Source organism: Pseudonocardia yuanmonensis, from assembly GCF_039542425.1.
Lineage (GTDB): Bacteria > Actinomycetota > Actinomycetes > Mycobacteriales > Pseudonocardiaceae > Pseudonocardia > Pseudonocardia yuanmonensis.
In genome coordinates this window covers 61740-74316 of record NZ_BAABIC010000013.1, presented here as the reverse complement: position 1 = coordinate 74316, position 12577 = coordinate 61740, and the positions used below count along the sequence as shown (strand labels likewise).

The 12577-nt window shown below is 73.2% G+C and carries 9 protein-coding genes; 6 read left to right on the top strand and 3 right to left on the bottom strand.

The genetic code is table 11. The features are described 5' to 3' along the window. Positions 1-78: 78 nt before the first annotated feature. The gene (locus tag ABD990_RS19675; protein ID WP_345382068.1) at positions 79-1560 is read right to left on the bottom strand and encodes an MFS transporter; all 1482 of its coding nucleotides are present in this window, start codon (positions 1558-1560) and stop codon (positions 79-81) included. Between the two features lie 241 nt (positions 1561-1801). Between ABD990_RS19675 and ABD990_RS19670 the strand changes: the two genes are divergently transcribed. From ABD990_RS19670 to ABD990_RS19650, 5 genes are all read left to right on the top strand, one after another. Next, on the top strand, positions 1802-2425 hold the full coding sequence (locus ABD990_RS19670) for a hypothetical protein (RefSeq protein ID WP_345382067.1): 624 nt from the start codon (positions 1802-1804) through the stop codon (positions 2423-2425). A gap of 66 nt (positions 2426-2491) precedes the next feature. Next, positions 2492-3160 (top strand): DUF305 domain-containing protein, encoded by a 669-nt coding sequence (locus ABD990_RS19665; protein ID WP_345382066.1) that lies wholly within the window; start codon positions 2492-2494, stop codon positions 3158-3160. 244 nt (positions 3161-3404) lie between these two features. Then, complete coding sequence (locus tag ABD990_RS19660; RefSeq protein ID WP_345382065.1) at positions 3405-4823, top strand: phenylacetate--CoA ligase family protein; 1419 nt, start codon at positions 3405-3407, stop codon at positions 4821-4823. 37 nt (positions 4824-4860) lie between these two features. After that, positions 4861-7299 carry a heavy metal translocating P-type ATPase gene (locus ABD990_RS19655; RefSeq protein WP_345382064.1) on the top strand — a complete coding sequence of 813 codons (2439 nt, stop codon included), beginning with the start codon at positions 4861-4863 and terminating at the stop codon, positions 7297-7299. 279 nt (positions 7300-7578) lie between these two features. Continuing rightward, positions 7579-8325, top strand: a complete 747-nt coding sequence (locus tag ABD990_RS19650; protein WP_345382063.1) for a DUF4386 family protein — start codon at positions 7579-7581, stop codon at positions 8323-8325. Between the two features lie 38 nt (positions 8326-8363). Here ABD990_RS19650 and ABD990_RS19645 read toward each other — a convergent pair whose 3' ends face one another. Next, on the bottom strand, positions 8364-8783 hold the full coding sequence (locus ABD990_RS19645; RefSeq protein WP_345382062.1) for a SpoIIAA family protein: 420 nt from the start codon (positions 8781-8783) through the stop codon (positions 8364-8366). Between the two features lie 266 nt (positions 8784-9049). Here ABD990_RS19645 and ABD990_RS19640 point away from each other — a divergent pair, with 266 nt between their 5' ends. Next, positions 9050-11767 (top strand): helix-turn-helix transcriptional regulator, encoded by a 2718-nt coding sequence (locus tag ABD990_RS19640; protein WP_345382060.1) that lies wholly within the window; start codon positions 9050-9052, stop codon positions 11765-11767. A 152-nt stretch (positions 11768-11919) separates the two neighbouring features. Here ABD990_RS19640 and ABD990_RS19635 read toward each other — a convergent pair whose 3' ends face one another. Next, positions 11920-12447: a hypothetical protein gene (locus ABD990_RS19635; protein WP_345382059.1), complete on the bottom strand. Its 528-nt coding sequence runs from the start codon at positions 12445-12447 to the stop codon at positions 11920-11922. Positions 12448-12577: the final 130 nt, after the last annotated feature.

The window sequence follows — 12577 nt, the reverse complement described above, 5'->3', positions numbered from 1 at the left end:
ACTACGGAGGACTATACCCTAGGGGGGTACCCTATGTCAGCGGGTGTAGGGGAGTTCGTCATCGGCGGGTCTTCGCGGTCAGGCGGCGCGGGTCCGCCTGGCGCCCTGGCCCTCGCTGTCGCCCCCGTCGTGACGAACCGCCTCGACGGTGGGGTCGGAGCCGGCGTGGGCCGCAGTGCGGCGCGGGAGGTGCAGGGTCGCCGCGGCGAGGACCGCTCCGAGCACGGCGATGACGGCTGCTCCCAGGAACGCTGCGCTGAAGCCGCTGGTCAGTGCGATCGGGTCGGCGAGCTGCGTGGCCCCGTAGCCGGCCGCCAGAGCGGTCATCGTGGCCAGCCCGAGGGCGGACCCGACCTGGTAGGAGGTGTTCACGATGCCGGACGCCAGGCCGCCCTCCTCGGGGCGGGCCGCCGAGAGCGCGGTGCCCAGCGAGGGGATGAACGCCAACGCCATGCCGATCGCCGCGAGCAGCGACGGCCCGAGCACGTCGGCTGCGAAGGACCCCTCCGGGCGGGCGAAGGACAGCCACACAAGGCCTCCGGCGAGGATTCCCAGGCCCGCGACGACCAGCGGCTTGGCGCCGAAGCGGGCCATCAGTCGGGGCGCCACGGCCACCATCAGCACCATGATCGCCACCGTCATCGGCAGCAGCGCCGCCCCGGAGGCGAACGCCTGGAATCCCAGCACCTGCTGCAGGTAGAGGTTCAGGAAGAACCACATCGGGATCCACGCCGCGCCCAGCAGCAGCTGCGCGAGGTTGGCCGCCCCGAGGTTCGGTGACCGGAAGATGCCCAGCCGCATCAGCGGGGTCCGGCTACGCGCCTGTACCAGCACGAACACCGCCAGCAGGACCGCGGCACCGATCAGTGAGCCGATCGTCACCGCGCTGGACCAGCCGATCTCCGGAGCGCGCACGACCCCGAACACGCCCAGGCCCAGCCCGGCGGTGACCGTCAGCGCGCCGGCCACGTCTACCCGTCCCCGCCGGGCGGGTGGGGTCGGCAGCAGTGCCGGAACCGCCACCAGCACCGCGACGGCGATGGGCACATAGAGCCAGAACACGAACGGCCACGACAGCCACTGCGTGATCACCCCGCCCAGGAACACCCCGGCGGTGCCGCCGGCCGGCGCGGCCGCGCCGTAGAGCGCCAGCGCCTTCGGCAGCTCCCGCGGCGAGGACCCGAACAGCACCATCAGCAGCGTCAACGCCGCCGGCGCGATCAGTGCGGCCCCGACGCCCTGCACCGCGCGTCCGGCCAGCTCCACCCACACCTGCCCGGCCACCGCGGACACCACCGAGCCGGCCAGCAGCACCGCCCAGCCCGCGGCGAACACCCGGCGCGCACCCAGCAGGTCCGACAGCCGCCCGCCCAGCAACAACAGCCCGCCGAACGCGACGACGTAGGCGTTGAACACCCACGACAGCTCAGCGTGAGAGAACCCCAGATCCGTCTGCATCCGTGGCAACGCCACGCCGATGATCGACGTATCCATGATCACCATGAACTGCGCCAGGGCGATGAGCGCCAGAGCCCACCACCTGCGCGAACCTTCTGCCATCACGACCTCCTGAACAGCCTGAGGGCTACATACCCCCAGGGGGTAACGGTGAGGCGTAGGTCTACACCCCCCGGGGGTATGAGGGCAAGGGGTGAATCGAGTTGCGCGGATCCCTGTCACCGCGGTGCTCGGCTACTGGGGTCACTGCTCGGTCGCCCGGTCAGGCGCAGCCGCGACTCACCCGCTGCACCGCAGCGGGGCCTGCACGCGCGGGAGGGCGTGCGTCGCTATCGTCGGGATCGTGCACGTGGTCCGCCGGCGCGGCTTGCAGCAGGTGCTGCTGATGCTGTCGCTGATCGTGGGCGTCGTGACGATGCACTCCACCGTCGCCTGCCACGACGACACCGGGCACGCCCGGAACGCGGCTGCCCACCTCGGCGGCTCCGCGCCCACCGCGCCCATCGCGCCGCCGCTCCTTGCGGTCCCTGCGGCTCACACGTCGACGGCTGCCGGCGACGCCCACGTCGCCGCCACCACTGGTGTCGCAGCGGCCGAGAGTGTCGCCGGAGAACTCGACGACTCCCCTGGCCACCTCACGGCAGGGAGCGAGACCGTTCTCGCTACCGCAGCGCCAGTCCTCACGCCGGTCATCGCGCCGGTGCTGGCGCTGGTCGCGCCGGCGGCCGACCTGGTCGTCGGCACGGACCTGCCCGGGCAGCACTCGGCGCTGAACGATGTTCTCCACCTGTGCCTGGCGGTGCTGACCGCCCTGCTCGCGGTGGCGGCCGCGGCGCTGCTCGACCTTCTCGTCGGGAGAGCGACTCGACGCAACGCGTCACCGGCGGGTGGGCGGCCGGTCGCCGGGCCCCGGGCGCCGCCCTCGACCTCGGTCCGGCTCGCGCAACTCTGCGTGCTGCGGAACTGATCGGCCTCCAGCGCGGGAGAGCGCTGGTCCGATCACATTCCCCTGCACACAGGAGCTTCTTCGATCATGAACAGCAAGTCCGTCCTCGGCGTGCTCGGCACCGCCGCCGCCACCGTCGTCCTCGTCGCCGCCTGTAGCGGCTCGAGCGGCACCGTCACCGGGGCCTCCGCCACGCCTGGCGCCACCGCCACCACCTCTGCGACCGCCGCCGCGCACAACGCCGCGGACGTCGCGTTCGTGCGGGGCATGATCCCGCACCACGCCCAGGCCGTCCAGATGTCGGAGATGGCCGCGCAGCAGGCCAGTGACGAGCAGGTCAAGCAGCTCGCCACCCGCATCCAGCAGGCCCAGGGCCCGGAGATCGAGCAGATGCGCGGCCTCCTCGCCGCGTGGGGCGAGCCGGACACCGGTGCTGCCGGAACCAGCGGGTCGATGGGCGGCATGGACCACGGCAACATGGGCCATGGCGGCAGCGCCACCAGCATGCCCATGGCCCAGGGCATGAGCGGGATGATGACCGAGCAGCAGATGCAGCAGATGCAGCAGGCCTCCGGCACTCAGTTCGACCGGATGTTCCTGGAGATGATGACCGAGCACCACAACGGAGCCGTCCAGATGGCCCGGACCGAGCTCGCCCAGGGGCAGAACCCGGAGGCCGAGGCCCTGGCCCAGAAGATCATCGACGACCAGCAGGCCGAGATCACCGAGATGCAGCAGCTGCTCTCGACCCTCTGATCCCGCCGCGCGGGCAGAGGTGGGCCAGCACGGCCCACCTCTGCCCGACGCACCCGCCAGGTGTCGCCCGACCGGCCTGCCGCATCGCTGCGTCGGCCGATGTCGGCGCGCCTGCCCACCTCGAGCACCTGGGCCGCCGGCCGGTCATCCGACACTCGCCCCGGCCGTGCTGCCCCAACGGCCCCTACCCGTCGTGACGTGGCGACACAATCATCCCCCACATCTGCGAGATCTCGGAGGGCCGATGATCGCGCCCGCTCTACCGTCCACGCTCCTGCCGTCCGCCCTGCGTACACCGGTGCTGGTGGGCGCGGTCCTGGCCCGGCGACATGCCCTGCGCCGGCGGGACCGCTGGTCCCGCGACCAGCTGCACGCCCACCAGGCCCGCGAGCTGGATCGGCTGCGGCGCTATGCCTACGCGCACTCGCCGTTCTACCGGCGCCTGCACGCCGGACGGTCGGGCGCGGCGTTGACCGAGCTGCCGGTGCTGACCAAGGCGGCGCTGATGGAGCATTTCGACGAGGTGTCCACCCGCCCGGACGTGCGCCTGGCCGCGACCGAGGCCTACCTGGCCCGGGCGAGCGGAGAGGCGCTGTTCCGCGGCCGCTACTACGTCGCCGGCACTGCCGGCACGACCGGGCGGCGCGGGGTGTTCGTGTGGGACTTCGCCGAGTGGGTGCACGTCGTCAGCTCCTACAACCGGGCCTTCGACTGGGCCGGCTCGGTGGCCGGCCTGACCCGGCAGGTCAAGACCGCGATCGTCAGCTCCACCGACCCCAGCCACCAGTCCGCGCGGGTCGGCGCCTCGATCCACAGCCGCTGGGTGCCCACGCTGCGGCTCGACGCCGGCGAGGACCTGGACGGCATCGTCGAGCGGCTGAACACCTGGCGGCCGCAGATGCTCATCGCCTACGCCTCGATGCTCCGCCTGCTGGCCGCCCGCCAGCTCGCCGGCGACCTGGCCATCGCGCCGCGGTTCGTGTTCAGCGCCTCGGAGGTCCTGACCGACTCCACCCGCCAGCTCGCCACCCGGGCCTGGGGCACGGTCCCGCACGACGTGTACGCCGCCACCGAGACCGCCGGGATCGCCGCCGAGTGCGGCCTGCACCGGGGCATGCACCTGTTCGAGGACCTCGTGGTGACGGAAATCGTCGACGAGCACGACCGGCCCGTCCCCGTGGGCACCTACGGGGCGAAGGTCCTGGTCACCGTGCTGTTCTCCCGGACGCTGCCGCTGATCCGCTACGAGATGAGCGACAGCGTCAGCCCGGCCGGGCGGCACGACTGCCCGTGCGGGCGGCCCTACGCGCTGATCGCCGGGATCCAGGGCCGGGAGCAGGAGGCGCTGACCTTCCCGACCGCCCAGGGCGGATCCCGCGCCGTGCAGCCGATCGTCTTCCACCACGTGATGGACGCCGTACACACCGCCGGCTGGCAGATCACCCAACTCCCCGGGGGCGAGCTCGAGGTCCTGCTGCTCCCGGTCGGCCCGGTCGGCCCGGTCGAGGAAACTCTGGTCGCTCGCGACGTCGCCGAGGCGTTGACCGAGCAGGGCGTGCTCCCGCCCCCGGTCCGGGTACGGACGGTGACCGCCATCCCCCGCACCTCGCTCGGCAAGGCCCCGCTGATCCGGGCCGAACGACCCTGTACGGCTACCCCCTAGGGGTATATGGCCGCGACCGTCGACGAAGGAGGCAGCGATGACGGCGCAGCGCACCACGACCGGGCCGGTCGAGACCGCGGTGCTGGAGGTGCGCGGGGTGCGGTGGGCGAGCGAGAAGGCCGTCGTCGAGACGGTGCTCGGCCGACGGCCCGGCGTGCACGCGGTGGAGGCCAACCCGGTCGCACAGACCGCGACCGTCCGTTACGACCCCACCCGCACCACGGTCGCCGAGCTGGCGGGCTGGATCCGCGACTGCGGCTACGCCTGCCGGGGGCGCTCGGTGCCCGAGCACGTCTGTGATCCGCTCGCCGAGGCCACCTCCCACGACACGAGCGTCGAGCAGGTCGTTCCCGTCGGCCACGAGGCCGCGCACGCCGTTGCCGCACCGGAGGCGGGGGTGTCCCCGCACGAGATGATGGGGCACGGCGGCCACGGCGAGATGTCGATGGCGGCGATGGTCGCCGACATGCGCAACCGGTTCCTGGTCGCGGCCCTGCTGTCGGTGCCGGTGCTGCTGTGGTCCCCGATCGGGCGCGAGGTGTTCGGCTTCACCGCACCGGCCCCGTTCGGCCTGCGCGACGACGTGTTCTCGTTGATCCTCAGCCTGCCGGTGATCTTCTACTCGGCGTGGATCTTCTTCGACGGTGCGGTCCGGGCGTTGCGGGCCCGCACGCTGGACATGATGGTCCTCGTCGCCGTGGCCGTCGGCGCCGGCTGGGGCTACTCGCTGGTGGTCACGCTGACCGGCGGCGGCGAGGTGTTCTACGAGGCCGCAACGGTGCTGACCGCGTTCGTGCTGCTCGGGCACTGGTTCGAGATGCGGGCCCGCGGCGGCGCCAACGACGCCGTCCGCGCCCTGCTCGACCTGGCCCCGCCCCGCGCAGTGGTACTGCGCGACGGGCGGGAGATCGAGGTCCCCACCTCCGAGGTCGTGGTCGGCGACCTGCTGCTCGTGCGGCCCGGAGCCAAGATCCCGGTCGACGGCACCGTCACCGACGGCGAATCCGACGTCGACGAGTCCATGGTCACCGGCGAGAGCCTGCCCGTGCACAAACAGCCCGGCAGCGAGGTGGTCGGGGCGACCCTCAACGCCGACGGCACCCTGCGGATCCGCGCGACCAAGGTCGGCGCCGACAGCGCCCTGGCCCAGATCGTCGCGCTGGTCCAGCAGGCACAGAACTCCAAGGCGCCCGGGCAACGGCTCGCCGACCGGGCCGCCTTCTGGCTGGTGTTCGTCGCCCTGCTCGGCGGCGCGGCCACCTTCGCGGCCTGGGCGCTGTTCTCCGGCGAGCCGCTCACCACCGCCCTGCTGTTCGCCATCACCGTCGTCGTCGTCACCTGCCCCGACGCCCTCGGCCTCGCCACCCCCACCGCGATCATGGTCGGGACCGGGCTGGGCGCCCGCCGCGGCGTGCTGTTCAAGAACGCCACCGCGCTGGAGTCCTCGGCCCGCATCGACACCGTGGTGATGGACAAGACCGGCACCCTGACCAAGGGTGAGCCGGAGGTCACCGACCTGGTCACCGACGGGATCGACGAGCACGAGCTGCTCGCCCTGACCGCGGCCGTGGAGCGCAACTCCGAACACCCGCTGGCCCGGGCCGTGGTCGCGCACGCGGAGGTTCGCGACGCCCGCGCCCCGTCCGTCGAGCAGTTCACCAACGTGCCCGGACACGGCGCGATCGCCACCGTCGACGGCCACCGGGTCGCGGTGGGCAACCGGCGCCTGCTCGAACGCGAAGCCGTCACCGTCGGCGACCTCGAGCACCGCCGCGACGAGCTCGCCGGAGCCGGACGCACCACGGTGCTCGTCGCCGTCGACGGTCGTGCCGCGGGGCTGATCGCCCTCGCCGACGCGCCTCGCCCGACCGCCGCCGCGGCCGTCTCGGCCCTGCACGAGCTCGGCGTGCAGGTCGTCATGCTCACCGGCGACAACGAGGCCACCGCCCGCCGGATCGCCGACCGGCTCGGCATCGACACCGTCATCGCCGAGGTCCTGCCCGGCGACAAGGCCGCGCAGATCACCCGCCTGCAACAGCAGGGCCGCCGCGTCGCGATGGTCGGCGACGGCGTGAACGACGCCCCCGCGCTGGCCCAATCCGACCTGGGCATCGCGATCGGCGCGGGCACCGACGTCGCCATCGAGACCGCCGACGTCGTCCTCATGCGCTCCGACCCGCTCGACGTGCCCATCGCCCTGCACATCGGCCGCGGCACCCTGCGCACGATGCGGCAGAACCTCGCCTGGGCCGTCGGCTACAACGCCATCGCCCTGCCGATCGCCGCCGGCGTCTTCGCCCCCGCCTTCGGCCTGGTCCTGCGACCCGAGATCGCGGCCCTGTCCATGTCCGGATCCAGCTTCCTCGTCGCCGTCAACGCGCTGCTGCTCAAGCGGCTGCGCCTCCCCCAGCCCCCACCGGCCGACCAGATCCCGGCGCCCGCGGAAAGCGCTCCTGTCCAGCCGGTGACCCGCTGAACCACCGAACCCGGCCATCGCCACCACTCTCGGAATTCGCCACCGGTCGGGCCCTTGGCTGATGCCGATTCGTGGCCAGGCGCCCCGGCCGAATCGTGCCGCCGACAGCGCGTCCGCCCGGCGTGCGCGGGCTGTTTCTGCTCGGTGACAGCAGTATCCTGCTATGACTGCGACGGCTGGGGAGGGCGGCGACCCCGACGGGCCGGCACGTCCCGCTTTCACCCGCTGTCAGCCGGCTTGACAAGGCGAAAGGGTCGGAGCGGCGAAAGGATCGCGGCGATGAGCGTTGGTCAGCATGAAGAGCCTCGCGCGAGCGGAATGTCGGCAGACCGCGGTGTCCTGGCCCTGAGCGGTGCACTACTGCTCGGAGGCTTCGTCGTGAACGCGATCCAGAGGATGCTCCTGCATCCGACCGGCGCAGAAGACGACCACCAGGCGATGTTCACCGCGTACTCGGTGAGTGGCGCCTGGGTCGCTACTCACCTTGCCGAATTCGTCCTCGTGCTCGTGGCCCTCGCAGGATTGCTCGTGCTCTGCCTCGCTCTGCGCCGAGAGGCGCCGTACCTCGCGCTGCTGGCCTTCGGTGCGATCATCGCGAGCGGTGCGACATGGACCGTTCTTCAGGCGGTGGACGGCGTCACGCTCAAGCAGACCGTGGACGCCTGGGCCGCCGCGGCGGAGCCTGAGAAGGCGACTCGCTTCGCCGATGCCGAAACCACTCGGTGGATCGAGTGGGGGGTCCAGAGCTACTTCCGGGTCCTGCTCGGTGTGGCGTTCCTGCTTGTGGGCGCGGCGGCTGTGGTGAGCCGCCTCGTGCCGAGCTGGCTCGGCGGGCTCCTGGTGGTCGGTGGGCTGCTCTCCGTCGCCATAGGAGTCTCCATCGGTTACGAGGGTCTGGAGAGCGGCTTCCAGGACGCCGTCGGCATCGCCCTCCAGATCGTCATCCTCCTCCTCGGCATCGGACTGCTCGTCGTCAGTCGCCGGGCCGGGGCGCCGCGCACCAGCACCCCGGCGGCCAGCACCTAGAGCTCGGGGCAGGGAGGCCTGCTCGGCAGCCGCGCTGCCTATGTGGCGGAGGCGTACGGGGGCTCTGCCGAGTCGGTCCCGGTGGGTTCGTGCTCCTCTGCGGCGACCCATCGCTTCGCCGCCTCGAGCTCCGCGACCGGGAAGCCGCGCAGCCGACCGGGCACGAGGAGGGAGAGCACCCGCAGCGCGGGCCGCAGCCACGTCTCGTCGCTGACGACCGCCACCCGTTCGTAGGAGGTGGGATGGCGCACGGCGAAGGCGATCTCCTCCTGGAACTCGTCGGACTCGTAGTCACGGAGCTGGGGTCCGAAGAGGTACAGGAGCCGGAGCTTCGCCCCCCGCGCGATCTCCTGGCGCAGGACCGGCGCCACGACCTCCTCGAAGTCGTCGTCGTCGACCTTGCCGGCCGCCTCGAACCCGATCGTCCCCGCCGGCATGTGGGACATCCGCTTCAGCACGCTGACCTCCTCGCGATCGCCACGGCCGGAAGGCGCCACGGCCACCGTGCCGTCCCCCGTCGGGCGGTGTGTCATCCCCGCGGGGTGAACGCCGAGGTGCCGACGGGACCGGCTCACGGAACGCGCACCGGGGACTGCGGCGCACACGTGGTCCTCCTCCGAGGCTGAGGCCGGCTCATCCCGGATCGGGGCACCCTCGACACCCTTGCGTGCCGCCCCCACGAGCACCGGACGGCGGAGGATGCGGCCGACCTGGAGGTGACGGCGTGACGAGCGTTCCCGAGCCGAAGGTCTCCGTGCCACGGCTGCCGGCCGACACCGTCCGACGCCCGCTGCTGCGCCGTGAACTCGACAAGATCTGCGACGTCGGGCTCGTGTGCGCGCCCGCCGGGTACGGGAAGACCCTGCTGCTCGCGGAGTGGGCCGCGGCCGCACGCCCGGGGTGGGACACCGCATGGGTGCACCTCGACAGCGACGACGACGACCCGCGCCTGTTCTGGAGTGCCGTGCTCGCCGCCCTCGCCCGCTGCCCCACGATCCCCGCGACCAGTGTCGTCCGGACCGGCCCCGGCGGTCGGGGCTGGGACCTGACGGCGGCCGGACGGCCCGAGTTCGGGGCCGAGGTCGCCGTCGCACTCGCCGAGCTCGACCGTCCCGTCCGCCTGGTGCTCGACGACCTGCAGGAGCTGCACTCCCCCGAGGTCCTGCGCGACGTCGCGAGGCTCCTGCGGCACCGTCCGCGCACGATCCCCGTTGCCCTGGGGTCCAGATCGGACCCGGCGATCGGCCTCCAGCGCCTCCGGCCCGAGGGCCGGCTGGTCGAGCTGCGGACCGATCGGCTGCGCCTGGACCGCGACGAGGCCGAGGCGCTCCTGCGCGCGGCCGGGGTGCGGCTGCTGCCGGACCAGCTCGACCGGGTGTACCGCCGGACGGACGGATGGCCCGTCGGACTGCGGTTCGCCGCCACCGCACTGGCTGCAGCGCCCGACGTCGAGGGCTTCCTGTCCAGGTTCTCGGGCGAGGACCGCGCCGTCGCCGACTACCTGATCGGTGAGGTCCTCACCGGCCTGCCGCCGTCCTCGGTCGAACTGCTGCGACGGACCAGTGTCTGCGACGAGATCCCGATGGCACTCGCCGTCGAGCTGTCCGGCCGGGAGGACGCCGGCCACGTCCTCGGCGATCTCGAGTCCCGGACCGCCCTGGTCCGCCCGCACAGCCGACGGCCGGGCACGTACCGGCTGCAGCCGCTGGTCCGCGGCCTTCTCCTGGCCGACCTGCACCGGCGCAGCGCGCACCGCCCGGCCGCCCTGCACGCCGCTGCGGCCCGATGGTGGCTGCAGCGGGATCGACCGGTGACGGCGCTGCAGCACGCATCGCAGGCCGACGACGCGGCGCTCCTCGTCGACGCGATCGCACGCGTCGCCGTGCCCCTGCTGGTCCGGGGGCAGCACGGACAGGTGCGCCGCGCACTACGGACGGCCGGCGGCAGCGCCGTCGATCCCTGGTCGTCCGTCGTGGAGGCGCTGGCCGCCGACCAGTCCGGGGACCACCCGGCCGCTGTCGCCGCGGCGCGGCAGGCCCACCGCTGCTGGCCGTCGGATCCGCCGGCGGGGCTGACCGTCCTGGGCGCGATCGCGGACGAGCTCGGCGGCCTCCCGCAGGTCGGGCACGGCGCCGGGCCGGACGAGGAGTTCTCGGCCGCCTCCGGGTGCCCGCTCGGCACCGAGGCCGAGGCGCTCCTCCAGGTCGCCCGCTGTGCGGCTCGGATTCGTGGCCGACGGGTCGAGGACGACGTGCGACCCGTCCGACGCGTGCTGGACGACGTGCTGGTCCCTGCCCGGCACGCAGGCTGGGACCACCTGCTGGTGCAGAGCCGCACGACCGCGGCCGCCGCGGCCGTGGCGGACGGCGACGTGTCCGCCATGCGCGAGCACGCGGCTCACGCCCATGCGCTCGCGACGGCCCGGCGATGGACCTCGTCGCCCGCCGCGCTCGGCGCCGTCGTGCTGCTCGCCCACGCCGCGCTCCTCGCCGCGGAGCCGGACCAGGCCCTCCGGCTCGTCCGCGAGGCGCTACCGCGGGCGGGAACCGCGGAGCCCCGGCTGCGGTTCTCCCTGCTCGCGGTGCGCGGTGCCGCCACCACGGACCTCGGCGACCACCGACTCGCCCTGACCACACTCCAGCAGGCGCGGGTCGTCCTCGCCGACCACGAGGCCGACCCGGTCGACCTCGCGCTCGCGGCGACGGCGGAGTTCGACGCCGCCATCCGCCTCGGTCACCACGCCGCGGCGCGGTCCGTGCTGAGCTGGCTCGCCGGGCGGTGCGGCGCGACCGGCGAGATCCTGCTCCTGCGGGCGCGGTCGGACGTCCTCGGCGGCCGTGGGGAGCCGGCCCGGGTGACCCTTCAGCGGCTCGTCGACGGCGGGGCGCCGACCGCGCTGCCCTCGACGGTCGTGGAGGCCCAGCTGCTGCGCTGCGACCTCGCGGTCCGGGCGGGGGACGGGTTCGCCGCGCGCCAGGCCCTGCGGGCCGCGGTCGAGATGGCCGAAGCGCACGACCTGGTGCGGCCCTTCGTGCACGTCGGCCCGGCGGTACGGCAGCTGTTGGCCCACCAGTACGGCAGCCTGGAGGTGGCGCACACGGTGCCGGGACGTGCCCTCGCACTCGCGGCCGGGGATCCCGAGGGGCTCGACGCCGTGCTCAGCAACCGTGAGCACGATGTGCTGGAACTGTTGCCCTCCCTGAGGTCCCTCGAGGAGATCGCCGCCGACCTCAGCGTGTCGGTCAACACGGTGAAGACCCACGTCCGGTCGATCTACGCCAAGCTGGGCGTCGGCAACCGGCGCGACGCCGTCGTCGTCGGCTACGAGCACGGCCTGATGCACCGCACCGCGTCGTCCGCGCTGCCCACCGCCGGTCACACGGCCGCGCCCGGTCACGCACGGACGCGCTTCCAGCACGATCACCACGGGGCTGTCGGCTGATCCACACCCGGTCAGCGGCGACGGACCAGGCGGCGCGCGGTCCGGCGGGCGGCGCGCCGTCCGCTGCGGCGCGCGAGCCTGCGGTCTCGGCCCAACATCGACGTCCTCCCACTCCTCGATCCGGCGCTGAGACGGTGCCTCGGACGGCGTCCTCAGACGGTGTCCTCGGACATGGCCACGATCGCCTCGGCCTCCTGCGCCGCGACCAGACCGACGCCCACCAGGTCCAGGGGGCTCACGAACTCGGAGGCGAGCCTGATGCCGCCGGCCTGCGCGACGGCGTCGCGGAGCGGGATGGCCCAGCGGTGTTCGAGCAGGACGAGCGCGGCGGCCGTTCCCTCGGGGATGTCGGCCAGGGCGTCCCAGGCCTCCTCGTCGAGGAGCTCCTCCTCGTGGGACATCGCCTCGGCGCCGAGCGCGGCACCCTCCTCCGGCGTGAGGCCGGCGCCGACCCCGACCAGCGCGCCCACGACGGCGCCGAACTCGGCCCGCTCGGCCTCGTCCAGCTGGGTCTCCTTCAGCACGGTGACCTCGCCGCCCACCGCCTTCTGCACCGCAAGGAAGTCGATCACCCGGACCATGTCGTCGTCACGGAGCCGCTCGAGCTCCGCGCGGATGCGGCCCTGGAAGTTCGGGTGGTCGAACCCGAGCACGAGCATCTGCACCGGACCGATCGTCATCGTCGTCCTCCTCCGTCGTGCGGGCCGCACCACACGGCTGGTCCTGTTGCGTCGCAATAAGCAGCTCGTGCGGGGCGAGGCTTCCGGCAGTGTCCGTCGGCGACGCTGCGGGCCGGTCATCCGTCGCGGG